Raw genomic sequence first — 25,692 nt, 5'->3', positions numbered from 1 at the left:
CAGGCGTCCGGCCGCGAGTACTAGGTGTCGTTCAAATGGCAGGCGCTGACATGGCCGGGCGCGATCGTGCGCAGCAGCGGCCGCTCCTGGCGGCAACGTTCCATGGCCCGCGGGCAGCGGGGATGGAAGGTGCAGCCCGGCGGCGGCGCCAGCGGCGACGGCAGTTCCCCCTTGATGGGCTGGAAACTGCGCCGCTGCGCATTCAGCGTCGGCAACTCCTTAAGCAGCGCCTGCGTATAGGGATGGTTGGCGCCCTTGAAGATCTGCTCCGTACCGGCGATCTCGACGATGCGGCCCAGGTACATGATGGCCACGCGGTCCGAGATATGCCCCACCACCCCGAGATTATGGCTGATGAAAAGATACGTCAGATCCAGTTCCCGACGCAAATGCGCGAAAAGATTGAGGACCTGCGCCTGGATGGACACGTCCAGCGCCGCCACGGCCTCGTCGCAGACGATGACCCTGGGCTTGAGCGCCAGGGCGCGGGCGATGCCGATGCGCTGGCGCTGGCCGCCGGAGAATTGATGGGGGTAGCGCTGGGCGTAGGCCGGATCCAGCCCGACCTGGCTCATCAACTGTGCGACGTAGGCCTTTTTCTCGCGCGCCGGAATGATGCGATGCACCACCGGCGCCTCGCCGATGATGTCCTCCACCCGCATGCGCGGATTGAGCGATGCGTAGGGGTCCTGGAAGATCATCTGCACGCCCAGCTCGTACGCGCGCCGCTCGCTTTCCGCCATCGACGCCACCGTCTTGCCGCGGTAGCTCACCTCGCCGCCGCTGGGGCGCAGGATGCCCGCGATGATGCGGCCCAGCGTCGACTTGCCGCAGCCCGACTCGCCGACGATGCCGATGACCTCGCCCGGCAGCACCTCCAGGTCGACGCCGGCCACCGCGTGCACCTCGCTCTTGCGCAGGCCCGCGCCGAAAAGATTGGCGATGCGGCCGGCCAGATCGATATTCTGGCTGAAGCGCATTTCCGCGCCGCGCAGCGACAGGATGGGATCCACGCTCATGGCATCGCCTCCTCGCCGGCATGCCAGCAGCGCACCCAGTGCGCAGGCCGCCACTCGACGGCGTCGGGCGCCTTGGTACAGGTTTCGGTGGCGCGCGGACAGCGCGTGCGGAAGGCGCAGCCTTCCGGCAACTTCAGCAGCGAAGGCGTCATGCCGGGAATCGAAGCCAGGTCGTGGCCGCGCGTGGCGGGCGTGGGAATGGAGGCCATCAGGCCGCGCGTATACGGATGCAGCGGGTGCTCGATGATTTCCGCCGTGCTGCCCGTCTCCACCACGCGGCCGGCGTACATCACGGCGATGCGGTCGGCCAGGCCGGACACCACCGCCAGGTCGTGGGTGATCCAGATGAGCGCGGTGCCGGTCTCGCGGCACAGCTTCTGCACTTCGTAGAGAATCTGCGCCTGGATGGTCACGTCCAGCGCGGTGGTCGGTTCGTCGGCGATGACCAGGCGCGGCGAATTGAGCAACGCGATGGCGATGGCCACGCGCTGGCGCATGCCGCCGGACAACTGGTGCGGATAGGCGCGCAGCCGCTCGTCCGGCGCGGGGATGCCGACCATCGACAGGACCTCGCGCGCGCGCCGCCGCGCCTCGTCCTTGCTCACGTTGCGATGCGCGCGGATGGCCTCGATCATCTGCGTGTCGACGCGCAGCACCGGGTTGAGCGTCATCATCGGATCCTGGAAGATCATCGCGATGTCGCGTCCGCGCAGGCTGCGCAACCGTTCCGGCGTGGCCTCGCGCAATTCCTGGCCGTCGAAGCGGATGCTGCCGCCCACCACGCGGCCGGGTTCGTCGATCAGGCCGATCAGCGAGAAGCCCGTGATGCTCTTGCCCGAACCGGACTCGCCCACCAGGCCCAGGATCTCGCCCGCTTCCAGCCGCAGGTCGACGCCGTCGACCGCCTTCACCACGCCGGCGCGCGTGAAGAAATGCGTCTGCAGGCCGGCGACGTCGAGAATGGCCGCGGCGGGCGCGGGCGAAGCGGTCGCTTGCGTCGTCATGGTCATTGCGCGTTCCGTGGATTGAGCACGTCGCGCAGGTGGTCGCCCACCAGGTTGATGCCGATGATGGTGATGGCCAGCGCGATGCCGGGGAAGAAGGAAATCCAGTAGCGGCCGGACAGCAGGTATTCGAAGCCGTTGGAGATGAGCATGCCCAGCGAGGGCTGCGTCACCGGCACGCCGACGCCCAGGAAAGACAGCGTCGCCTCCAGCGCGATCGCGTGCGCCAGGTCGATGGTGGCGATGACGATCAGCGGCGGCATGCAGTTGGGCAGCAGATGGCGCCACAGGATGCGGCCCCAGCCCAGCGACATGCAGCGCGCCGCTTCCACGTACTCCTTGCCGCGCTCGACCAGCGCGGCGCCGCGCGCCGCGCGCGCGAAGTAGGCCCACTGCACCACGATCAGCGAAATGATCACCTTGTCCACGCCCGAGCCGAGGATGGACAGCAAGATCAACGCCACCAGGATGGAAGGAAAGGACAGTTGTATGTCCGCGATGCGCATCAGCAGGGCGTCCAGGCGGCCGCCGAAATAGGCCGCCGCCAGTCCCACCGCCGCGCCGATCACGAAGGCGAAGAAAACCGACACGCAACCCACCAGCAGGCTGGTGCGCATGCCATAGAGAATGGCCGAAAGAACGTCGCGCGCCTGCCCGTCGGTCCCCAGCCAGTAGGTCATGGTCCCGTCCATATTGGCGCTGCCGGGCGCCAGCTTGGCATCGGAGATGTCCAGCGTGCCGATATCGTAGGGATTCTGCGGCGCGATCCACGGCGCCAGCAGGGCGGAGCCCACCATGACGACGATCAGCACCAGGCCCAGCACCGCCAGCTTGCTGGCGAAGAAATCGCCGAGGAAACGGCGCCACGGACCGGCTTCCTTGACGGTCGAAGGCGCGGCGGCGGCGGGCAGGGCCGCCTCGCCGGCGGCGCCGTGCAAAGGGCTTTGCGAGGCATAGCGCGCCGCTTCCCGCACGGCGTCGGGCGCCACGCCTTGCGGCGCGCCGGGGAGGTCGGGCGGCGGATTGGAAGACGGGGTCATCGGCGGCCATCCAGCCGGACGCGCGGGTCCAGCACCGTATAGACGATGTCGACCACCAGGTTCAACATCACCAGGAAAAACACGATCAACAGCAGGTAGGCCACCACCACGGGGCGGTCCAGGGTGATGATCGAATCGATCAACAGCTTGCCCATGCCGGGCCAGGAAAACACCGACTCCGTCACCACCGCGAAGGCCACCACCTGGCCGAATTCCAGCCCGCCGACCGTGACGATGGGAATCAGGATGTTCTTCAGCAGATGCACGCTGAGCACGCGCCGTTCGGACAGGCCCTTGGCGCGCGCGAACTTGATGTAGTCCATGGGCAGCGCTTCGCGCGTGGCCGCGCGCGTGACACGGATGATGGTGGCGCACTTGGCCAGCGCGATGGTCGTCGCCGGCAGGATCAGGCTGGCCCAGCCGCCGAGTGTCAGCACGCTCAGGCGTACCGGGCCCAGCGCCACCGTCGGGCCGCGGCCGCTGGCCGGCAGCCAGCCCAGCGTCACGGCGAACACCATGATGAGCATCAGGCCGACCCAGAAATTGGGCAGGGAAAAGCCCAGCACCGAACCGGTCATGATGGCGCGTGAACTCACCGCCTTGGGCTTGAGCCCCGCGCGTATGCCCAGCGGAATCCCCACCAGCAGCGAGATCGCCATCGCCACCACGGCCAGCTCCAGCGTCGCCGGCGCGCGGTCGAGGATCAGCTTCATGGCCGGCTCGCCGGTCAGGAAGCTGTTGCCGAAGTCGCCATGGATGGCCTTGCCGATGAAGATCAGGTACTGATGCCACACGGGCAGGTTCAGGCCCAGCGACTGGCGGATGGCCTCGCGTTGCGCCTCGGTGGCGTCGGGGCTGGCCATCATGGCGATGGGGTCGCCCACCATGTAGATGCCGCCGAAGACCAGCGCCGACATGACGAACATGACGACGACGGTCTGCAGCAGGCGACGGATGATTGTTGCTAACACGTCGGCAGGCTCGCTTCGTCGCGGTTCAGGACGGGGCGGGTCGCGGCGCGCAACGCCATGACCCGCCGGCCGCGGCCATCAGGGCTTGATGGTCGCGTTCTGCGCCAGCGTCATCTGGTCGGCGCGGCCCTGGTAGCGCAGATCGCTCTTCATGGCCCACACCGACAGCTCGAAATGCACCGGCAGCGCGGCGTAGTCGTCCATGGCGGTATCGGCGGCCTTGCCCAGCAGCTCGGCGCGCTTGGCGTCGTCCATGGTCGAGATGCCTTGCTTGAACAGCGCGTCCACCGAGGCGTTCGAATAACGGCCGCGGTTGGTGGTGCCCAGGCCTGCCTTGGGATCGGGCGTGATCAGCAGGGAACCCAGCGCATTGGACATCTCGCCGCTGGTCACCGACCAGCCCGCCAGGTAGGCGCTGTATTCGTACGAGTCGCGCTTCTTGAAGAAGACCGGCGGCGCGGAGGCATCCACGTTGGTCTTCACGCCGACGCGCGTCCACATCGACGCGATGGCCTGCGCCACCTTGGCGTCGTTGACGTAGCGGCCGGAGGGCGCGCCCAGCGTAATGCCGAAGCCGTCCGGGTAGCCGGCTTCCTTGAGCAGGGCCTTGGCCTTGTCCAGATCGGCCTTGGGCGCCTTGGAATGCTCCTTGGACGCGCCGAACATCGGGTAGGGCAGCAGGTTGCCGGCGGGCAGCGCGACGCCGCCCATCACGCGGTCCACCAGGGCCTGGCGATTGATGGCCAGCGACAGCGCCTCGCGCACGCGCTTGTCCTTCAGCGGATTCTTGCCGTTGGTGCCGGTAATGCCGGGGCTGGGCTCGGCGTACTGGTCCATGGCCACGTACATCACGCGCACCGAGGGGGTTTCCTCGATGTGCAGCTTCTTGTCGGCCTTCAGCTTGGGCAGGTCGTCGGTCGGGGGATCCTCGATCAGGTCGACGTCGCCCGCCAGCAGCGCGGCCACGCGGCTCGCGGCGTTGCTCATCGGACGATAGACGACCTTGTCCCACAGCGGCTTCTTGCCCCAGTAGTTGTCGTTGCGCGCCAGCACGATCTCGGCGCCGCGCTTCCACGACACGAACTTGTAGGGACCGGTGCCGATCAGGCCGTCGCCGGCGTTAAGTTCGGTGGTCGTCTTGCCCTCGGGGGCGGGACCGGAAGCGGCCTTCTTCGACAGGATGGGCAGTTGCGACAGATTGGGCAGCAAGGCGGGCGCGGCCGCCTTGGTGGTGATGCGCACCGTGTGGGCATCCACCGCTTCCGTCTTGGCCACGTCCTTCAGGTACAGGGTGAAAGGCGAAGGACTATTGGGCACCTTGGGCACGCGGTCATAGGTGAACACCACGTCTTCCGCGGTCAGCGGCGTGCCGTCGGAGAACTTCACGTCGGGCCGCAGCTTGAAGGTCCAGACGTTGCCGTCCACCGTCCAGGACGCCGCCAGCGCGGGTTCCGGCTTGAGCTGGCTGTCCGTGCGCACCAGCGGATCGAAGATGGTCTCGGCGATCTGCGTATTGGGGGTGAGCGAATGATATTGCGGGTCCATCGAGCTGGGTTCGCTCTTCAGACCGATGATCAGGTCGCGCGCCATGGCGGCGCCGCTTGCGGTGAAGGCCAGCACCAGCGCGGCCGCGCCGCCGGCGATGACACGGGTAAAGCGAGTCGACATTGGAACGCTCCCTTGTTTTATAGAGATATGAGACCCGGTGCGTGACCTTGGCGCCCGGAACCGCGGCGCCTGGATCCGAATCCGAAGCGGACAGGCTCGTGGCCCGGCTTCGCTTGTATACGGCGCAACATACGGAGGAAACGAAGCAGGCGCAACCCGTTATATTCCCTTATTGCGTATCGCCGTCCCTTTCTGATCGTTATATGTCCCCATTAGCTTACGCCCCCATCGCCGCCATCGCCACCGCTCCCGGGCGGGGGGGCGTAGGCATCGTGCGCGTCTCCGGGCGGGAGCTGGGCGGCTTCGTGCGCGCCTTGTTCCAGCGCGATCTCACGCCGCGCCACGCGCACCTGTTGCCCTTCCGGGCAACGGACGGCGAAGTGCTGGACGAGGGGCTGGCGCTGTTCTTTCCGGCGCCGCATTCCTACACGGGCGAGGACGTGCTCGAACTGCAAGGGCACGGCGGGCCCGCCGTGCTGCGGCGCGTGCTGGATCTTTGCCTGCGCGTGGGCGCCGAACTGGGCATGCGGCTGGCCGAGCCGGGCGAATTCACGCAGCGGGCCTTTCTCAACGACCGCATGGACCTGGCCCAGGCCGAAGCCGTCGCCGACCTGATCGAGGCCACCTCGGACGCGGCCGCGCGTGGCGCCATGGCCTCGCTGTCCGGCGTGTTCTCGCAGCGCGTCACGGCGTTGGCGGACCGCATCGTGCACTTGCGCATGCTGGTCGAGGCCACGCTGGATTTCCCCGAGGAAGAGATCGATTTCCTGGAGAAATACCAGGCGCGTCCGCTGCTGCAAGGCTTGCGCGACGAGCTCGACGCCATCATCGCGCAGACCCGCCAGGGCGTCATCCTGCGCGAAGGCCTGCACGTCGTCCTGGCCGGCCGGCCCAACGTCGGCAAGTCCAGCCTGCTCAACGCGCTGGCGGGCGACGAGGTCGCCATCGTCACGCCGATCGCCGGCACCACGCGGGACAAGGTCGTGCAGGAAATCCATATCGAAGGCGTGCCGCTGCACGTGGTCGACACGGCGGGCCTGCGCGAGACCGACGATCCGGTGGAGAAGATAGGCATCAGCCGCACCTGGCAGGAAATCGCCAAGGCGGATGTCATCTTGCATCTCGTCGATGCCGGCGCGCCGGACGAAAAGATGGACGCCGGCATCGCGGAAAAACTGCCGCGCGGCGTGCCGGTGGTGAAGGTGGTGAACAAGATCGACCTGGAGATGGCGGGCGACCCGGCCACGGGCATCGTCCCCATCGCGGTGGCAGGCGGCGCCGGCGACCCGCGGGGCCGGCATGGCGGCATCGGTGAAACGCTACGGATCTCCGCCAAGACCGGCGCCGGCCTGGACGGCCTGCGCAACACGCTGCTCGACATCGCCGGCTGGAACCCCGGCGGCGAATCCCCCTGGCTGGCGCGCGAACGCCACCTGCGCGCCTTGCAGGACGCCGCCGATCACCTCCAACTCGCCACCGAACACGCCGCCCTGGACGACCGCGTGCTCGATCTCTTCGCCGAAGAACTCCGCCTGGCGCATGACAGCCTGGGGAGCATCACGGGGCGATTCACCAGCGATGATTTGCTGGGGGAGATATTTTCGAGTTTTTGTATTGGGAAGTGAGGCGTGGGCTGGCAAGGTGCGCCAGCAAGCGAAAGAACTACCGCGCGATACGCGGTAGCCTGAGCGCCAACAAGCGCGCGACATGGCTCTGGAACGTTCTCACGACCATGCGCGCGCTTGTGTCCGCGCAGGCCTGATCAGGCCGCGCGCAGCGTCTTCAACGCATCGGTCCAGCGCAGCAGTTCGTCGAGCGCGACCTTGGCGGCGTCGGCGTGCAGTTGGGTGGGCTGGAACTTGCCGTTCTCGTCCAGGGTCTGGGGGAAGTTGGGCACCATGACCTGTTCGTTCAGGGGCACGATCTTCAAGGTGTTCAGCAGCGGCTTGAGTTCCTGCACGGCGCGCAGGCCGCCGGAGGCGTGGGCGTAGCTGACGAAGCTGGCGGGCTTGTAGTTCCACTCGTTGTAGAGGTACTGCAGCGCGTTGAGCAATGACGGCGGCGCGTTGAAGTTGTATTCCGGCGTGACGAAGACGAAAGCATCGGCGCTGGCCACGCTGGCGGACCACTTGCGGGTGTGCTCGTGCGTGTACTTCTGCATGCGCGGGTGGTTGGGCTCATCCATCACCGGCAGCTTGAAGTCGGCGAGATCGACCAGTTGGACGTCGAACTTGCCGTGCACCACGGCGGCTTCATGGAACCACTGCGCGAAGGCGGGACCGACGCGGCCGGGGCGGGTGCTGGCGATGATGACGTTGAGGCGGGGTTTGGCGGACATGGAATCGTTCCTGAGGAAAAAGCGGCAGCGGGATGGCGCGCCATTTGACGCAATGCCGCAATTCTAGGAGTTCCACTTTTTAAAATAAAGGCGCAAATCCGGGTTTCATTATTGCCAGATCAGCAATCCGACAATGCCGTCGCCCACGAAAAGTGCGATCCAGAAACGCGGTCGCTAGAAAACGTCCTGCCAGCTCGCCTCGCCAGAACACGGAAACGTCCTGTGAAGCAGCTTTTCCCTCTGGAAAACCACCATGACAGCCTTGTACGAAAGCCTGGTTTTCCACGGATTTCAGCCATTTTCCCCCAGGGAATCCACAAGGTTTTCACAGGTTTCCCCACACCTTTTCCCCAGGGATCTCCCCTGGGTTTCCACAGCCTGTCCCGCGCCTGTCCCCAGGCTTTTCCCCAAGGTTTTCCCCAGGCACGCCGGCGGCATTTTGGCGACGAAAAAAAGCCCCGCTATCCGCGGGGCTTAGTCAATTCTCGGCGTCATCGAGTTCTGTTTGTACGCCGTCCTTGCATCACATCACTCAGGTGTGGATCACGCGAATTCGGTGCGGCCGGTGTCGTCGCCTTCACTGACCTTCACGTTTTGCTGAAAAGCGGCGTTGTCGATATCGCCCAGCATGTCGATGCCGGCAGCCTTGGCTTGCTCGAGCTCGGCTTGCACCTGGGCGCGGCTGACGCCTTCATCGGCTTGGCCATAGCTTCCCTGGAAGGGAAGGTTGTCGGTATCGCTCACCGGGGTGGCCGCTTGGGCGGCGCCGGCAATCATGGCCAGGGAAACAAGAACAGTGCTAGCTAGGATCTTCATTTCAAACTCCCTTCGTCTGGTCGGTCCAGGGAGCGGTACCCACCGCATGCCTGCTGAACCGTTTCTCCATGGACGACATAGTGCGCCCGGCGGATCCCGGGATAAACCCTGGCTATTGAAAAATATTTATCCAAAACAACGACTAATAGCTGGCTGGTTCGGACGATTGAGCCTCTTTTTGGGTCGGCCGACAGCGTGACAGCAGAGCAAGCGGCGGGCAAAAGTGCTGTGGATAAGCTCTAAGCAGCGGACTTGTGCACACGGTGTGGAAGGAATCTGGACAAAAGGTCCTTTCGGGGCCTTCCCCGAAAGTTGCTCAACGTTGTGCAGGCGCCAAAACAGACCTGCTCCACATGCCGAAAAGCGTGCAAGCCCATGAAATCTAAAAGTTTTTCAGGGTTGATGCAGTTATCCACAGACACCCACCATAATCATTCTTTTTATATAGAAAAGAAGGTGTGAAAACATTCTTTCCCTGTCTCCACGCGAGCTTGCCCATAGAAAAAGAGATCAGGTATGAATTTAGGGGACGGACTAACGCCGGTGAAGGCCGGCCATCCCTTCGAAACACGGAGGTTTCCCGGAAACGAACAGCGCTGCGAACTGCATAGCCGGTCCGTGACGCTCGAAAGAGGGCGGTGAGGTGAAAGGATGTACGCTCGGTCCACGAAAAACGCGCCTGCGCGTGGATAACTGGCCTGTGTGCCATCCAGGCCAGCCGGCAATCCCCGGAAATCGGCGGACGGCGATCTCGCGTGCTCACTAAATGCGCGTTTTCGGCGTCGCAGAGGGAAGCTCCCGCTCCCTTATCCACAGAACACGGAAAAAACAGGGCGTTCCGCGTACAAAGAGCCCTTGTCATCCTTGCTTCAGGCCTGGCTTATCCACGCCGTGCACGCGCTCTCGCGGGATTGCTGTACAGCAATCCGGACTCCAAACGAGACCGGCGGTGGACAACTGGCGTCCGGCAAAGGACGCCAGTGCCGCTTGCGCGATGGATCGGCCACTTTTTCGCCGGCAAACCCAGGATGTTCACAGACATGCCGCGACTTCGGGCCGCCAACCATGCGATGGCCTGTGGATAAGCACTAAGTAGCGCACTTGTGCACAGCGTGTGGACCGTACAGGCATAAACACCCCTTTCGATGGCGAACCGAAAAGTTGCTCAACTCCCGTGCACACGCCAAACAGGAATGCTGCACAAGCAAAAAAGCGTGCAAGGTTTTGAAAAACAGGGCATTTCCAGAGTTGATGCAGTTATCCACAGTCCTTATCCATCATTAGTCTTTATATATAAAAAAGATAAGTGAACAACCTGGAAAACGGAACTGCGGGGGCAACCCGATCCGCCGCCTTCGCAATCCGATGGCCTGTTTATCCCGGGATATCCAGGAGCGAGGGAGGAGACCCAAGAGGGCGCTGCTGCTTTTTTGCGCAACCGGGATAAAAAAGAAGGGCAAGGCTTCCAAGCCTTGCCCTGCCGCTTTTTCCTTTCCTTGAGCTGGCCATCCGCGCCAGGCAAGAAAAAGCCCCGTCGAGGCCTTCCTGGCGTCTCGACGGGGCTTTTTGGGAAGGGAGGCTTATCCACAGCCGGACCACGATCCAGTGGCCGGCCGCGTACCTGCACGGTCAAACGCGCTGCAGTTTCTCCAGCGCGGCATCCAGCGTCTCGTCCTTCTTCGCAAAGCAGAAGCGGACCAGCCGATGGTTGGACTCGGGCGCATCCGGCCGCTGATAGAAGGCGGAGATGGGGATAACCGTCACGCCATGGTCCACCGTCAGCCAACGCGCGAAATCCGCCTCCGGCAGGTCCGACATGGCTGAATAGTCCGCCATCAGGAAGAAGGTGCCCGGGCTGGGCAAGGGCTTGAAGCGCGTCTTGGCCAGGCCTTGGCTGAGCCTGTCCCGCTTGGCCTGGTAGAACGCCGGCAGGTCCAGGTAGGGCTGGGGATCATTCATGAACTCCGCCAGCGCGAATTGCATGGGCGAGGAAACGGTGAACACCATGAACTGGTGCACCTTGCGCAGCTCCAGGCTCAACTGGCGCGGCGCGCAGCAATACCCGATCTTCCAGCCGGTGGTGTGATAGGTCTTGCCGAAGGACGAAATGACGAAGGCGTGCTCGGCCAGCAAGGGACGGCGCGCCAGGCTGGCGTGGGGTTTCCCATCGAACACGATGTGTTCATAGACTTCGTCGGAGACCAGCAGGATGCCGGTGTCGCGGACGATCTGCTCCAGCGCGTCGAGGTCGCGCTCGTCCAGCACGGCGCCGGTGGGATTGTGCGGGAAGTTCAGCATCAGCAGGCGGCTTTTCGGCGTGATGGCGTCACGCACGCGCTGCCAGTCGATGCGGTAGTAGGGATCGGTCTCGGTCGGTGCGCGCAACGGCACCGGAACCGCCGTCGCGCCCGCGAGGCGGATGGACGGCAGGTAAGAGTCGTAGCAAGGCTCGATGACGATCACTTCGTCGCCGGGACCCACCGCGGCCAGGACCGTGGCCATCAAGGCCTCGGTCGCGCCGCTAGTGACGGTGATTTCCGTCTCCGGATCGTAGGCGTGGCCGTACAGCTCCTTGGTCTTGCGGGCGATGGCTTCGCGCAGCGGAGCGACGCCAGGCATATAGGGATACTGGTTGTGGCCGTCGGCCATGGCCTTGTCGACCAGCTTCAGCAGCCGCGGGTCCGGATTGAAATCCGGGAATCCCTGTCCCAGGTTGACCGCCTTGTGTTCCAGGGCCAGGCGGCTCATGACGGTGAAGATAGTGGTGCCCACGTCGGGCAACTTGGATCGGATCATGTGATGTGTCGGTAGGGGTTGTGACGTGTGGGATGAAGTATCCACCATTGCCCGGGCCTTGTGTCGGCGGGCTGCGGAGCCGGCCCTGGAGAGGAGAATGCCGGCGCCGGACGATGCGGCTGGCGTGGCAGGTTGAAAAAAAGCCACATAAGGGTAAACAGCACGTTGTCCGTGCCAGGGCCGTCTGAGTATGCTCGATCGGCAGTGATATTCATGCCGGGCGTCATTATCGTTTCGCTGAACCTCGGCCCACCTCTGAGACACGGCGGGCGTCGGAGTAAGCATGGCCGCTTGCGGTTGGTAAAAACGCAGTTTTTGAATAACACCGCCTACCGTACCGAGTTTCTAGAGGAAGTGTGTATATGAAGGGCAAAGTGAAGTGGTTCAACGCCGACAAGGGCTATGGTTTCATCACGCCGGATGAGGGTGGCACGGACGTGTTTGCCCACTTCTCGGCAATTCAGGGCCGCGGCTACCGCAGCCTGAACGAAGGCCAGGACGTCGAATTCGAAGTCAAGGAAGGCCCGAAGGGGCCCCAAGCGGCGGAGATCCGTCCGCTCTAATCCGGGTAATCCGTTACCCGCGCCGGGTCTGCCGGCACCAAACGCTCCGTGGCCCTCGGCCCGGGGCGTTTTTTCATTGCCGCCGAGGACGAGGCAGCGGGCTTTATGAATTCGTGTGCATAACTATGTGAGTAACTGCAGGGGAACGTAGGACAGGCTGGGCTTGCCGCCTGGCCCGGGAGACCTGCCAACGCACTTCCACAAGTTATCCCAGACTGTAGTTATACACAGCTTGCGCACTAATCTTTGGGTCGACTGCCACCCTGTGCAAAACCTTGCGACGGGGCCGGATGGGTAATCTTTATAGGCTTTTTTGTAAAAGCGTGGCGATTTTTGCCCCGGCTTTGGCGTTTTTACCCATGGAAGAGCAGGGCAGCGACGGCGAGCTGTCCGCCGGGACGAGCTTGGCGCCCGCGTTATTCACAAAACTATCCCCAGGCTTTTGCCTGTCTTTCCCGTGGCGTACACAGATGCTTCGAACCTGGCTTCAGCCTGTGGATTACTTTCTCGTCAGGCGCAGGGAAAACAAGCTAAGGGGAGCCGGTCTTTGCGAGGCTATGGCTTTCTTTGTTCCGCTCGGGAGCTGAGGCGAAGGTTAAGGGGCGTGCTTTTTATAGCCCTTCCCGAGATGGGGTATCCCAGCCAGGGGCATTGCCTGGCTCGCGTTGGCTGGCGAATGGAATGCGGCATGTTTTTGATCGGAGTGGCCGATTCCTTTCGGCGCCAAGATATCTCCTTGAGTGTTTCACGTGGAACATCGACCGGGAGGGCTTCTATGTTCTGAGGTGTCTCCGACGCTCGCTTCATCTTCGCTGGGGTTGCTACTGGCCTTTCCAACGCCCACCTGGTCGGGGCGACGCCAGGGAAAGGAAGAGGGCTCCGTGGTCGGGGGCCTGTGTCCGGTACGCCCACCATTGCCGATGGTATAGCTGCGCTTCGGCATGCCGTCACCATGTGCCCTTCAATGTTCGTCTCTGGTGAGACACAGTGGCCATGGGTTCGAAGATTCTCTATCTCGCCCACCTGTGCATCGGTGGAAATCAAAAGACTCCTCCCTATCTTTGCTTGGCTTTTACTCTTGTAGGCAGCATCTGAAGATAGATGGGGGATCTGCTCCCGGGAACCTCATTGATGTTTCACGTGGAACATCGTTGATGAGAAGACGCCCTTCTTCATAAGAGAGGACGATCTCGAGCGATCCACACGAAGGGAATGTTGGTCATGGGCAGGGGCGCTGCGATCTTTGTGGCTACTTAGTCCCACCATGCTGCTGGCTTGGTGCACCCTGTTCCTCAGGGTTTTGGCGGGAGAGAGAGGTTACCGCCGACCTGTGAGCGGTCTTAGGGGAGGGGACGTTCACTGGTGCGCACTTCAGCGTATATCGCGGCTGAGATATCTACTAATCGGTCTTTTATAGGCGACGACCAGGGTGGTCGAGGACGCATGGCCAGGCCACCTATTCTTCATGTCAGAGCGAGAGTATCCGCCGAAGATCATCACTCGGGCCAGGGAGGCAGTGCACCGGCCGCTCCTGAGCTAAGTAATCCTTACGTGCCAACGCATATTCCCATGGCTGGATCGGGCTGCCATATAGCTCTCACGTGGTTGTCCTCCATGCCCTTCGTAAAGAACCAGCCTGCGATCCGGTTGAACGAAGCTCGGAAAGCCTCTTGGTAGACAAGGGCACGCGTGGGCTGGCCTGAGGGACAACGCACCAGCCGGTACGAATTTCGGGCCAGCCGCTACTAGGAATCCATACGTGTAGGGGGCGTGCAACACAAAGCGGCGCCACGGCCTGGGTCCTTAACCGGAATTTGGATACGGGGGCAGGGGCAGCTAGAATTCATCCTTTGCCTTGGCGTCGGTCTTCGTCGGGTCGCTATAGCTACTATTCGTCTTCCGTTAATGGTGCCCTCGGCGGCGTCCATGGGAGTAAGCCTGCGACGCGGTGGCATTGTTCCACGTGAAACAAACCTTGCCTATGGCTCTGAACGGAGATTCGCGCAGGTCCATTCCTAACTTGCGTTCATAGCTTCATAACTTGGCTACAGCATGAGGATAGGCAGGCTTCAGGATGCGTCGCCCAGGTAATCAGGTTTGAACGGGGACCTAGGCAACCCAGGAGCCAGGCAACTGGATAGGGCCACGAGTATGGGTGTATCAGGGCGGACTAGTGTGGACCTGGTTGCTTTGATCGAAGCCTGGAGAGAAATCCGTAGTCGAGGCTAGGCAGCACACCTCCCGGACCTCTCCGGCAAGTAACGCCAGGGTAGGGCGGTCATTAAAAGTGCCCACCTTCCCACCATGTCACGCTCCACCCACTGTTTCACGTGAAACATAGCAAGCTCCCCGCAAGCGAATTTATAATCTCCACCTACAGCTCTTTATCTGATTCGCAAAATGGATTATCCGCGTGAGTTCGACGTGATCGTGGTAGGCGGTGGCCATGCCGGGACGGAAGCCGCCCTGGCATCCGCCCGCGCCGGCGCCAAGACCTTGCTGCTTACCCACAATATCGAGACCCTGGGGCAGATGTCCTGCAATCCCTCCATCGGCGGGATCGGCAAGGGACATCTGGTCAAGGAGATCGACGCCCTGGGTGGGGCCATGGCGATCGCCACCGACGAGGCGGGTATCCAGTTCCGCATCCTGAACGGATCCAAGGGGCCCGCCGTACGCGCGACCCGCGCCCAAGCCGACCGGGTGCTTTACCGCAAGGCCATCCGTACCCGCCTGGAGAACCAAGCCAATCTGTGGCTGTTCCAGCAGGCCGTGGATGACCTGATGGTCGAAGGCGATCGCGTGGTCGGCGCGGTGACTCAGATCGGTCTCAAGTTCCTCGCACGCAAGGTGGTGCTGACGGCCGGCACCTTTCTCAACGGCCTGATTCACGTCGGCCTGCAGAACTACTCCGCCGGCCGCGCCGGCGATCCGCCGGCCATTTCCCTGGGCCAACGGCTGAAGGAATTGAAGCTGCCGCAAGGCCGGCTCAAGACCGGCACGCCGCCGCGCATCGACGGCCGCAGCATCGACTACAGCGTGCTGGAGGAACAGCCGGGCGATCTCGACCCGATTCCGGTTTTCTCCTTCATGGGTTCGGCTGCCCTGCACCCGCGGCAACTGCCTTGCTGGATCACGCATACCAACAGCCGCACCCACGACATCATCCGCGGCGGTCTCGATCGCTCGCCCATGTACAGTGGCGTCATCGAAGGGGTGGGGCCGCGCTATTGCCCGTCGATCGAGGACAAGATCCACCGTTTCGCCGACAAGGCCAGCCATCAGGTCTTCCTCGAACCCGAAGGTCTGGATACGCACGAGGTCTATCCGAACGGCGTCTCCACCAGCCTGCCGTTCGACGTTCAACTGGATTTGATCCATTCTCTGCCCGGCCTGGAAAACGCCCACATTCTTCGGCCCGGCTACGCCATCGAGTACGACTACTTCGATCCACGTGGATTGAAGTCGACCTTGGAAACCCGCGCGATTTCCGGCCTGTATTTCGCCGGCCAGATCAACGGCACCACCGGTTACGAAGAAGCGGGGGCGCAAGGCCTGCTGGCCGGCGTCAACGCGGCCTTGTCCGCCCTGGGCAAGGAATCCTGGACGCCGCGCCGCGACGAGGCCTATCTGGGCGTGTTGGCCGACGACCTGATTACCCGCGGCGTCACCGAACCCTATCGCATGTTCACCTCGCGCGCCGAATACCGGCTCAGCCTGCGCGAAGACAATGCGGATTTGCGGCTCACCGAGACAGGCCGGCGCCTGGGCCTGGTCGATGACGCGCGGTGGGATGCATTCAATCGTAAACGCGATGCGGTGGAAGCCGAAATACAGCGCCTGCGCTCCACCTGGGTCAATCCGCGCATATTCCCGTCCGAAGCCGCAACGCCGCTGCTCGGCCAAGCAATTGAACGTGAGTACTCACTATCAGACCTGTTGAAACGGCCGGGCGTGTCCTACCGCCAGTTGATGGACACGCGGAATGTCGACGGCAGCCTGCTCGCGGGCCCCGGCGTCGAGGATACCGAGATCGCCCAGCAGATCGAGATCCAGGTGAAGTACGCGGGCTATATCGCCCGCCAGCAGGACGAGGTGCAGAAGCACCTCACCCATGAACAGCAACCGATCCCCGCCGACATCGATTACGACGCCGTCACCAGCCTCTCCTTCGAAGTCCGGCAGAAGCTGAAGACGCACCGTCCCGAAAACATCGGCCAGGCGGCCCGTATCTCCGGAGTAACGCCGGCGGCGATTTCGCTGCTGCTGATACATCTCAAGCGCCTGCATTACGGCTCGCGCAAGCAAGCCGCATGAATACCTCGCATGGCGCACCCATGAAGGCGGCGGAGGGCGGCGCCACGGCCGCGCCGTCCCGCGCTTCGGCGCAGGATCCGGAGGCGCGCCTGCGGGCCTGCTGCGCTGCCCTGGGCCTTCCCGTGAGCGATCGCCAGGTCGGGCAGTTGCTGGACTATCTCGCGCAGTTGCAGCGCTGGAATCGCACCTACAACCTGACGGCGCTGCGCGATCCCGCACAGATGCTGGTCCACCATGTCTTCGACAGCCTGGCCGTCGTCGCGCCGCTGGACAGCGCCATGCCCGCCGCCGGCAAGCTTTACGACATCGGCGCGGGCGCGGGCCTGCCGGGCGTCATCCTGGCCATCATGCGGCCCGACTGGCGCATCGCGTGCGTCGACGCCGTTGAAAAAAAGACCGCCTTCATCCGCCAGATGACCGGCGTGCTCGGCCTGTCCAACCTGCAGGCGCTGCACGCGCGCGTCGAACAGTTGGAACCCGCCGGCTGCGACGTCGTGACCTCGCGCGCGTTCGCTTCGCTGCGCGACTTCGCCGACCTTGCCGGACGCCACGTGGCCGACGGTGGTACCCTCGTCGCCTTGAAGGGAAAAAGACCCGACGACGAAATCGACGAGTTGCAGTCGCAAGGTGCATGGCGCGTTGAAAACATCCAGCCCATCACCGTGCCGGACCTCGATGCGCAGCGCTGCCTTATCTGGATGCGCCGCGCAAGCGGAAGCCTAGGAACCCCATGAGCACTACTCCCCCCAGTAAACCCGCACGCGTATTCTGCATCGCCAATCAGAAGGGCGGCGTCGGCAAGACCACCACCGCCATCAACCTGGCCGCAGGGCTGGCGACGCACGGCAAGCGTGTCTTGCTGGTCGATCTCGATCCGCAGGGGAATGCCACCATGGGCAGCGGCATCGACAAGAGTTCGCTGGAGTCCAATCTCTATCAGGTGCTGATCGGCGACACCACCATCGCCGACGCGCGCGTGCATTCCGAAGTCGGCGGCTACGATGTGCTGCCGGCCAACCGGGAGCTGGCCGGCGCGGAAATCGACCTGGTCCAGATGGAGGAGCGCGAGCGCCAGCTCAAGGCCGCGCTCGACACGGTTGCGGACGACTACGATTTCGTCCTCATCGACTGCCCGCCCACCTTGTCCCTGCTGACGCTGAACGGCCTGGCCGCGGCGCATGGCGTGATCATCCCCATGCAGTGCGAATACTTCGCGCTGGAAGGGCTGTCCGACCTCGTCAACACCATCAAGCGCGTGCATCGCAATATCAATCCGGAGCTGCGCGTCATCGGCCTGCTGCGCGTGATGTTCGACGCGCGCATGACGCTGCAGCAGCAAGTGTCCGCGCAGCTCGAGGCGCACTTCGGCGACAAGGTCTTCTCGACCATCGTGCCGCGCAACGTGCGCCTGGCCGAAGCGCCCAGCCATGGCTTGCCGGGCGTGGTGTACGACCGTTCGTCGCGCGGCGCGCAAGCCTACATCTCGTTCGGCGCGGAGATGATAGAACGCGTCAAGACGCTCGCCGGTTGAAATCCCATGCAGACGATAGCCGCCGACATGGAAGTGACCACCCGCGATCCGCTCAGCGCGCGCATGGAAGAAGCGACGCTGAACGCGACCGTGGTGCGTGAACAAATGCTTTACGACGGCTGGCTGGTGCGATGGGCCGATGCCAAGGCGCGCCGCGCGCGCAGCATCAATCCCGTCGCCGCGCCGTTGCTCGACATCGAGGAAAAACTGGCGTTCTGCCGCGCGCATTACGATCGCGTGGGCCGTCCCCTGATTTTCCGCATCACCTCGGTATGCGTGGACGCCGCGCTGGATGCGCAACTGGCGCAACGCGGCTTCGAGCGCTTCGACCAGACGCTGGTCATGGCGGCCGAGCTGCCGCTCGCATTGCCTTCCACGGCGCCGGTGTTGCGCTACGAGACCGTCACGCCCGAACGATTCGCCGAGGTCACCGGCGCACTGCGCGACTACGGTCCCGAGCATATGCGCGAGCACTGCCGGCGCCTCTCCGGCATCGCCATGCCCAGCGCGCGCGTGCTGGCGCACGACAAGGACGGCGATATCGTCGGCGCGGGCCTTGCCGTGATGGACGGCGGCCTGGTGGGCGTGTTCGACGTCGTCGTCGACCCGCGGGCAAGACGCCGCGGCTATGGCCGCGCGCTGGTGGAACATCTGCTGGCGCAAGGAAGGGCGCACGGCGCCCGCCATGCTTATTTGCAAGTCGAAATGGGGAATGAGGCCGCGCGCGGACTTTATGGGGCGATGGGCTTCGCCGAGCGCTACCGCTATTGGTACCGCGCGCCGCAAGATAACCAGCTTGGCAAGGATTGATTATGGCGACAAAAAAACCTAAAGGCCTGGGGCGCGGGCTCGATGCCTTGCTGGGCGCCGACGCGCCCGCCATCGAAACCTTCAGCAAGAAGGCAACCAAGGAAGTAGAGGGCCCGCCGTCGGTGCTGCCGGTCGCCCGCATGCGCGCCGGCAAGTATCAGCCGCGCACGCGCATGGACGAAGGCGCGCTGACCGAGCTGGCGGATTCGATCCGCACGCAGGGCATCATGCAGCCCATCCTGGTGCGCGCGCTGCCGGACCTGCCCGGTGAATACGAAATCATCGCCGGCGAACGCCGTTTCCGCGCCGCGCAGTTGGCCGGCCTGACGGAAGTGCCCGTCCTCGTGCGCGACGTGGCCGACGAGCACGCCGCGGTGATGGCGCTGATCGAGAACATCCAGCGCGAAGACCTCAACCCCCTGGAAGAAGCGCATGGCGTGCGCCGCCTGCTGGACGAGTTCGGCCTGACGCACGAACAGGCCGCGCAGGCCATCGGCCGCTCGCGCTCCGCCACCAGCAATCTGCTGCGCCTGCTCAACCTCGCCGCGCCGGTGCAGACCATGCTGCTGGCCGGCGACGTGGACATGGGCCATGCGCGCGCCTTGCTGGCCGTCGACGCCGCGACGCAGATACAGTTGGCCAACCTGATCGTCGCCAAGCGCCTGTCGGTGCGCGAAGCCGAGAAACTCGTGACCGCCGCGAGCATGGAGGCCGAACCCGCCGAACGCAAGAAGAAGGCCGCCGCGTCGCGCGACGTCACGCGCCTGGAGGAAGCCTTGTCCGATTTCCTGGGCACCCGCGTTGCGTTGAAGATCGGCGCGCGCGAACGCGGACAGATCGTGATCGATTTCCATGGTTGGGATCATCTGAACGCGCTGCTTGAAAAGCAGGGCATGTCCGGCGTGCTCGACGAGGCCTGAGCATGGAAACGTCCGCGGTGTCCGGCGCGTCCGAGGCGCACCTGCCCCTGGTCGCCGTGCTTGCCACGGGCGGCACCATCGCGGGCGTGCAGGCCAGCGCCACGGCCTCGTCCTACGTGGCCGGCAGTATTTCCGTCGCGCAACTCATGGCGTCCGTGCCGCAGCTCGCCGGGCTCGCGCGCTTGCGCACCGAGCAGGTCGCCAACGTCGGCAGCCAGAACATGACGCACGCGGTCTGGCAGGCGCTGGCCGCGCGCGTGCAGATGCTGGACGCGGACGATGACGTGCAAGGCGTCGTCGTCACGCACGGCACGGACACGCTGGAGGAAACCGCCTTCTTTCTCGCCCTGACCGCGCCCGCGTGCAAGCCGCTGGTGCTCGTCGGCGCCATGCGTCCCGCGACGGCGCTGAGCGCGGACGGGCCCGCCAACCTGTATGCGGCGGTGGCGCTGGCGCGCCATGGCATGGCCAGGGAGCGCGGGCCACTGGTGATCATGAATGGCGACATCCATACGGCGCGCGACGTGCAGAAAGTCGCCGCGAGCGGCATCAATGCCTTCGCTTCGCCCAACGGCGGCCGCATCGGCGTGATGGTGGGCGTCGATCCGCTGTTCCACGGTCCCGCGCAGCCCATGCCTCATCGCTATCCGCTGGAGGCGCTGGGGCCCGTCGAGCAGTGGCCGCGCGTCGCCGTGGTGTATGCGCACGCGGACCTGCAGGCCGACGTCGTCGATGCGCTGGCGGCGCTGTACGACGGCCTGGTGCTGGCCGGCGTGGGCGACGGCAATGCGACGGACGCCGCGATCGACGCATTGAAACGCGCGGCCGCCAAGGGCGTGGCGGTGGTGCGCGCGAGCCGCACGGGCAGCGGCTATGTCGGCCGCGGGGCCGAGATCGACGACGGCGAGGCCGGCTTCGTCGCCGCCGGCGAACTGTCCGCGCAGAAGGCGCGCATCCTGCTGATGCTGGCATTGACGCAGACGCGCGATCCCGCGCGCCTGCAGGCGATCTTCGACAGCCGCTGAAATCACGCGATCACGATTTCCCCCACCGCCGCGGCCAGCGCGTCGTATCCTTCCTGGCCTTGCGCGCGCCGGTTCGTGAACACCGCCGCGATGCGTTCGGCGGGCCAGTAGGAGACGCGCGCCGCCGCGCCCAGCCGCGTATCGTCGGCCATCAACAAGACCTGCCGCGCATTGCCCGCCATCGCGCGCGCCACTTCCGCGGCGCCCAGGTCGTCGTGCGACGCGCCATGCCGCGCATCCAGTCCGACGGGGCAGAGCAGGGCGGCATCGGCACGAAAGCGATGGATCTGCGCCACCGTATGATCGCCCTGCGTGGCCTCGGCATGCGGCGACAAGTCGCCGCCCAGCACCAGCACACGCGGTCCGCGCGCGCTGCCTTCGCGGGCGGCCGCGCGCAAGCGCAGCGCCACCGTGAACGCATTGGTGACGACGAACAGGTCTTCGATCGCCGCCAGCGCATCGGCCAGGTAAAGCGCCATCTCGCCCGCATCGATGAAAACGGTCTGGCCCGCTTGCACGCGCGCGGCGGCCGCGCGCGCGATCAGCCGTTCATGGCGGCCGGCGCCGCCGCGTCCGCGCGCCGATGCGGATGCGGGCGCGAGCGACACCACGCCGCCATGCGTGCGCCGCAATGCGCCCTGCGCTTCGAGCTCGATGAGATCGCGCCGCACGGTTTCGCGCGACACGCCCAGCTCGTCGACGATGCGGTCCGTGGTCACGCTGTGCAAGGTGGCCACGATGCTGCGTATGCGCCGGTGTCTGTCTTCCTGCCACATGGGTCGCTCTGTATGCGTCGGGGGCGTCCGTGAACCCGCAAGGGCGGGCAACGGTCCGACGCGACCTATGTTTGCAGAGTTGCCGCGAGGTGTCCAGGCGCCGGCCCGGCATGGCCGGCTGGTGCATTCCTTTCAATCGCCCTTGATGCCGGCCTGCTTCACGACGCCGGTCCAGTGGGCCAGGCTCTCCCGCAGGATGCGCGCGACGGCATCGGGCGGCTGGTAGCTGGCATAGGAGCCTTGCTTGGTGATCTCGTCCTTGAAGGCTTGCGAAGTCACGACCTTCTTCATGGCGTCGGCCAGCTTCTGCTGCACGGGCGGCGGCAGGCCGGCGGGCCCGAACATGGTGAACCAGGCCTCCAGCGTGAAGGCGGGCAGGCCGGCCTCCGCCGTCGTGGGCACGTCGGGCAGCATGGGCAGGCGGTGGGTGCTGGTGATGGCCAGTCCGCGCAATTGGCCGGCCTGGATCTGGCCGATGACCGTGGGCGGCGTCGTGACGAGAAGCTGGATGCGGCCGGCCAGCAGATCCTGCATGGCGGGCGCGGCGCCGTTGTAGGGCACGTGGGTCATCTGCACGTGGGTGAGCAGCTTGAACTGCTCGGTGCCCAGGTGCTGGATCGAGCCCGTGCCCGACGAACCGAAGTACATCTGGCCCGGCTTGTCCCTGGCCAGCTCGATGAATTCCTTCAGGGTCTTGGCCGGCAGCGATGCCGGCACCGTGATGACGTGCGGACCGCGCGTGATCTCGGCGATGGGCGTGAAGCTCTTGATCGGATCCCACGACACGTTCTTGCCCAGGGCCGGATTGCCGGCGTGGAAGCCCTCGTAGGAGAAGAGGAGGGTATAGCCATCCGGCCTTGCCCGCGCCACGTAGCCATAGGCAAGGTTGCCGCTGCCGCCCGGCTTGTTCTCGACGATGACCGGCTGGCCCAACTCCTGGTTCAGGTATTTCGCCAGCGTGCGTCCCGCGATGTCCATGGCCCCGCCCGCGGAGACGGGCACCACCATGGCGATCGGATGATCGGGAAAGCCGGCGGCTGCCGCCGTCTCGGTCGTCAGCGCCAGCAAAGCGGCGCACAGCAGCGTCTTGTTCCATCTACCCATGATCGTCTCCTCCGGCGGGCGGGTTCTGTTCTTGTGAACCGCATTATTTGCCGGGCCGACCCCTTCTTCGATGGTCTGGCGCTTGTATCAGCTATGCTTCATCGGTCTAGCTGCATGCCGCCCGGCGGCGTCAGGGCAGATCTATCCGCAGGTCCAGGTCGCGCCGGGCCAGCGCATCGCGCAGCGTGGCGCCCAGCTCGTCGACCACCATGCGCGCGGCCCGCGTCATGGGCCGGCTGACGGACGTGGCCACCATCAGGCGCGTGGACAACTGGGGTTCGCCCAGCGGCGTGGCGACCAGCGCGCCCGCGCGTATTTCCTGCTCCACCGCGGGCAGGGCCAGCACCGTATGCGCGTCGCCGGCCATGACCATCGCCTTCATCAACTCCAGGGTATCGAGTTCGTAGTTCACGCGCAGGGACACCTTGGCCTTGGTGGCCGCGGATTCCAGCGTGCGGCGCAGGCCGTGCGCCGCGCTGGGCAGCGCCAGCGGCAACTGCGCGAGCTGCGCCATGGAGACGGGGCCGTCGCGCGGCAGTCCGCGCGCGTTGCAGGGCGCGTCCGGACCGGGGTGCGAGATCAGGAACAGCCTGGCCTGGGCCAGGAAGTCCACGCCGATATGGTGGGACCGGCGCGCGTCGTGCAGGATGGCCACGTCCAGCCGCCCGTCGACCAGCCACTCGTGCACATAGCCGCTGTAGCCGGACAGGAAGTTCAGGCGGATGCCGGGCGAGCGCGCGCGCATGCGCTGGATCAGCGGCAGCCCCATCAACGAGAGGATGGTCGGCGTCATGCCGACCCGCACCAGCCCCGTGACGGCGCGTTGCGGGTCGGCCAGTCCATCCATCGCGGAGGCCAGTTCGCGGATCAGCGGCAGGACGCGGATGCGAAAGGCCTCGCCTTCCGGCGTGAGCGCGACGCCGCGGCCATGGCGATAGAACAGCTTCGTGCCGCAGGCCTCCTCCAGGCGCTGCACCTGGCGGCCCAGCGCCGGCTGCGCCACCCCGATCACGCTGGCGGCGCGCGAGAAACTGCCGTGTTCGGCGACGGACAGGAAGTATTCGAGGCGCTTGAAGTCCATCATGGGTGTCTCCTCGCGTTTTTGATTATGGGCAGGCTGTCTGGATGATGCCCGCAAATGCCGTTCGATTCCATGCCGCCGTGGCATAGCTGATATCGTGGGTGTCCCATTGATGGCATGGATGGGCTACGCAAGAATCCTTGCTTCCGGAACCTGCCGCATCCCGCGGGGTTCGTTTTTCTCGGCGGCGCCCATGTCCGATACCGCTTCCCATGCCTTGCTCAGGATCCTGCACGCCAACGGCGTCGATCGCGTGTTTCTCGTTCCCGGCGAAAGCTATCTGGGCATCCTCGATGCCCTGGTCGATTTTCCCGGCATCGACGTGGTGACCTGCCGGCACGAAAGCGGCGCGGGCTATATGGCGGTGGCCGACGGCCGCTTGACGGGCCGGCCGGGCGTGGTGCTGGTCAGCCGGGGACCGGGCATGAGCAACGCCGCGATCGCCGTGCATACCGCGCAGCAGGACGCCGTGCCGCTGATCGTCATCGTCGGCCAGATTCCCAGGAAGGATCTGCGGCGCGAGGCCTTCCAGGAGATCGACTACCAGAAGATGTTCGGCGACGTCGCCAAGTGGGTGTTCGAACCCACCGAGCCGGACCAGTTGGCCGAGGCGGCGTTCAAGGCGGTGCGTATCGCCACCACCGGCACGCCGGGGCCCGTGGTGCTGGCGATTCCCGAGGACATCCAGCAGCAGCCCACCGCGCAGCCTACCTGGCGTGTGGCCCCGCACGCGCCCCTGCGGCCGGACGACGACACCCTGGCGCGCCTGGCGCAGGCGCTGCGCCGCGCCGAGCGTCCCTTGCTCATCGCCGGCGGGGCGCTGGAGCACGACGGCGGCCGCGAGGCGCTGCGGGAACTGGCGCAGCGCTGGCAGGTGCCGGTGGCGCTGTCGTTTCGCCGCCATGACGTGTTTCCCGTCACGCATCCGCTCTACGTCGGCGAGCTGGGACTGGCGAATCCCGCGGCGCAGATCGCCGCCTTCGACGAGGCCGATTTCATCCTGGCGCTGGGCACGCGGCTGGGCGACGTGCCTACCCAGGGCTACGCTTTTCCGGCCTTGCCGCGGCCGCGCCAGACGCTGGCGCATTGCTACCCCGATCCGCACATCGTGGGGCTGAACCACGCGGCCGATTACGGCCTGGTGTGCAGTCCCGCGGAACTGGCGCGCGCGCTGGCCGCCATCGCGCCGGAAACCATGGCGGAAACGACGACCGAAGCGATAACGGAAACAAGCACAGAAACAATCACGGAAACCGCGCCCGCCGCGCGCCTGGCATGGGCGCGGCGGCTGCGCGCCATCCAGGAGGCGCATGCCGCCTGGCCCCAGCGTACCCCGGCCGACGGCGTGGATTTCACCGCCGTCGTGCGCAGCGTGGCGCGCCATGCGCCGGCCGACGTCGCGGTCTGCCTGGACGCGGGCACTTTCGCCGCGCCGGTGTACCGGCATTTCCCTTTCGTGTATCCGCAGCGGCTGATGGCCCCGATCGACGGCGCCATGGGCTACGGCGTTCCCGCGGCGGTGGCCACGGCGCTGCGGCGGGGCGGCGCCAAGACCGTTTGCATGGTGGGCGACGGCGGCTTCCTGATGACGGGCAACGAGATGATTACCGCCGTGGACAGGCGCTTGCCCATCCTCTTCATCGTGTCCAACAACCACGCCTATGCATCGATCCGCATCCACCAGGAACGCCACTATCCGGGGCGCGTCAGCGGCACGACGTTGACCAATCCGGATTTCGTGGCCCTGGCGGCCGCTTTCGGCCTGCCCGCCAGGCGGATCACGCGCGAGGCAGAGATCGAGGACGCCGTCGTCGCCGGCCTGGCGGCCGAGGGCCCGGCCTTCATCGAAGTGTCGACCAGCCTGCAATGCGTGCTGTAACGACAAAAGATCCCGCACATCGTTTGACAAGCAA

At 65.0% G+C, this 25,692-nt stretch carries 20 protein-coding genes; 9 read left to right on the top strand and 11 right to left on the bottom strand.

The genetic code is table 11. The features are described from left to right. Positions 1-20 precede the first annotated feature (20 nt). From CAL29_RS30560 to CAL29_RS30540, 5 genes are all read right to left on the bottom strand, one after another. Entirely contained in the window at positions 21-1,019 is a 999-nt protein-coding gene (locus CAL29_RS30560; RefSeq protein WP_094856587.1) for an ABC transporter ATP-binding protein, read from the bottom strand. Continuing rightward, entirely contained in the window at positions 1,016-2,023 is a 1,008-nt protein-coding gene (locus CAL29_RS30555) for an ABC transporter ATP-binding protein (RefSeq protein WP_094857008.1), read from the bottom strand. Before CAL29_RS30555 ends, CAL29_RS30560 begins: the two co-directional genes overlap by 4 nt. A 2-nt stretch (positions 2,024-2,025) precedes the next feature. After that, the gene (locus tag CAL29_RS30550; RefSeq protein WP_094856586.1) at positions 2,026-3,063 is read right to left on the bottom strand and encodes an ABC transporter permease; all 1,038 of its coding nucleotides are present in this window, start codon (positions 3,061-3,063) and stop codon (positions 2,026-2,028) included. Continuing rightward, positions 3,060-4,034, bottom strand: coding sequence for an ABC transporter permease (locus tag CAL29_RS30545; RefSeq protein WP_094856585.1), 975 nt, complete (start codon positions 4,032-4,034; stop codon positions 3,060-3,062). The genes CAL29_RS30550 and CAL29_RS30545 overlap by 4 nt, the downstream gene beginning before the upstream one ends. 78 nt (positions 4,035-4,112) lie before the next feature. After that, positions 4,113-5,702 (bottom strand): ABC transporter substrate-binding protein, encoded by a 1,590-nt coding sequence (locus CAL29_RS30540; protein WP_094856584.1) that lies wholly within the window; start codon positions 5,700-5,702, stop codon positions 4,113-4,115. A gap of 203 nt (positions 5,703-5,905) precedes the next feature. Between CAL29_RS30540 and mnmE the strand changes: the two genes are divergently transcribed. Next, the gene (gene mnmE, locus CAL29_RS30535) at positions 5,906-7,327 is read left to right on the top strand and encodes a tRNA uridine-5-carboxymethylaminomethyl(34) synthesis GTPase MnmE (protein WP_094856583.1); all 1,422 of its coding nucleotides are present in this window, start codon (positions 5,906-5,908) and stop codon (positions 7,325-7,327) included. Positions 7,328-7,464: 137 nt separating this feature from the next. On the opposite strand, the gene CAL29_RS30530 is transcribed toward mnmE, so the two are convergent. From CAL29_RS30530 to CAL29_RS30520, 3 genes are all read right to left on the bottom strand, one after another. Then, positions 7,465-8,040, bottom strand: coding sequence for an NADPH-dependent FMN reductase (locus CAL29_RS30530; RefSeq protein WP_094856582.1), 576 nt, complete (start codon positions 8,038-8,040; stop codon positions 7,465-7,467). Positions 8,041-8,583: 543 nt separating this feature from the next. Then, positions 8,584-8,856: a DUF4148 domain-containing protein gene (locus CAL29_RS30525; RefSeq protein ID WP_179284234.1), complete on the bottom strand. Its 273-nt coding sequence runs from the start codon at positions 8,854-8,856 to the stop codon at positions 8,584-8,586. A gap of 1,629 nt (positions 8,857-10,485) precedes the next feature. Beyond that, positions 10,486-11,652, bottom strand: a complete 1,167-nt coding sequence (locus CAL29_RS30520; protein ID WP_094856580.1) for a pyridoxal phosphate-dependent aminotransferase — start codon at positions 11,650-11,652, stop codon at positions 10,486-10,488. Positions 11,653-12,008: 356 nt separating this feature from the next. Here CAL29_RS30520 and CAL29_RS30515 point away from each other — a divergent pair, with 356 nt between their 5' ends. The 7 genes from CAL29_RS30515 to CAL29_RS30485 all read left to right on the top strand — a co-directional run bounded on the left by CAL29_RS30515 (position 12,009) and on the right by CAL29_RS30485 (position 20,818). Next, complete coding sequence (locus tag CAL29_RS30515) at positions 12,009-12,215, top strand: cold-shock protein (protein WP_094856579.1); 207 nt, start codon at positions 12,009-12,011, stop codon at positions 12,213-12,215. Positions 12,216-14,615: 2,400 nt separating this feature from the next. Then, on the top strand, positions 14,616-16,532 hold the full coding sequence (mnmG, locus tag CAL29_RS30510) for a tRNA uridine-5-carboxymethylaminomethyl(34) synthesis enzyme MnmG (protein WP_094856578.1): 1,917 nt from the start codon (positions 14,616-14,618) through the stop codon (positions 16,530-16,532). Between the two features lie 20 nt (positions 16,533-16,552). Beyond that, positions 16,553-17,266: a 16S rRNA (guanine(527)-N(7))-methyltransferase RsmG gene (gene rsmG / locus CAL29_RS30505; RefSeq protein WP_094856577.1), complete on the top strand. Its 714-nt coding sequence runs from the start codon at positions 16,553-16,555 to the stop codon at positions 17,264-17,266. Then, on the top strand, positions 17,263-18,063 hold the full coding sequence (locus CAL29_RS30500; protein WP_094856576.1) for a ParA family protein: 801 nt from the start codon (positions 17,263-17,265) through the stop codon (positions 18,061-18,063). Before rsmG ends, CAL29_RS30500 begins: the two co-directional genes overlap by 4 nt. A 6-nt stretch (positions 18,064-18,069) precedes the next feature. Further along, positions 18,070-18,873, top strand: a complete 804-nt coding sequence (locus CAL29_RS30495; RefSeq protein WP_094856575.1) for a GNAT family N-acetyltransferase — start codon at positions 18,070-18,072, stop codon at positions 18,871-18,873. 2 nt (positions 18,874-18,875) lie between these two features. Continuing rightward, on the top strand, positions 18,876-19,793 hold the full coding sequence (locus tag CAL29_RS30490) for a ParB/RepB/Spo0J family partition protein (RefSeq protein WP_094856574.1): 918 nt from the start codon (positions 18,876-18,878) through the stop codon (positions 19,791-19,793). 2 nt (positions 19,794-19,795) lie between these two features. After that, positions 19,796-20,818, top strand: coding sequence for an asparaginase (locus tag CAL29_RS30485; RefSeq protein ID WP_094856573.1), 1,023 nt, complete (start codon positions 19,796-19,798; stop codon positions 20,816-20,818). Between the two features lie 2 nt (positions 20,819-20,820). Here CAL29_RS30485 and CAL29_RS30480 read toward each other — a convergent pair whose 3' ends face one another. The 3 genes from CAL29_RS30480 to CAL29_RS30470 all read right to left on the bottom strand — a co-directional run bounded on the left by CAL29_RS30480 (position 20,821) and on the right by CAL29_RS30470 (position 23,782). Then, on the bottom strand, positions 20,821-21,594 hold the full coding sequence (locus CAL29_RS30480; RefSeq protein ID WP_094856572.1) for a DeoR/GlpR family DNA-binding transcription regulator: 774 nt from the start codon (positions 21,592-21,594) through the stop codon (positions 20,821-20,823). Positions 21,595-21,726: 132 nt separating this feature from the next. Continuing rightward, a complete protein-coding gene (locus tag CAL29_RS30475; protein WP_094856571.1) occupies positions 21,727-22,698 on the bottom strand; it encodes a Bug family tripartite tricarboxylate transporter substrate binding protein in 972 nt (323 codons plus the stop codon). A gap of 130 nt (positions 22,699-22,828) precedes the next feature. Then, a complete protein-coding gene (locus CAL29_RS30470; RefSeq protein WP_256977824.1) occupies positions 22,829-23,782 on the bottom strand; it encodes a LysR family transcriptional regulator in 954 nt (317 codons plus the stop codon). Between the two features lie 190 nt (positions 23,783-23,972). On the opposite strand from CAL29_RS30470, the gene CAL29_RS30465 reads away from it, so the two are divergent. After that, on the top strand, positions 23,973-25,658 hold the full coding sequence (locus tag CAL29_RS30465) for a thiamine pyrophosphate-binding protein (protein ID WP_094856570.1): 1,686 nt from the start codon (positions 23,973-23,975) through the stop codon (positions 25,656-25,658). The last annotated feature ends 34 nt before the right edge of the window (positions 25,659-25,692 follow it).

Source organism: Bordetella genomosp. 10 (genome assembly GCF_002261225.1).
Taxonomy (GTDB): domain Bacteria; phylum Pseudomonadota; class Gammaproteobacteria; order Burkholderiales; family Burkholderiaceae_B; genus Bordetella_C.
This window is presented reverse-complemented; position numbering and strand designations above follow the sequence as displayed.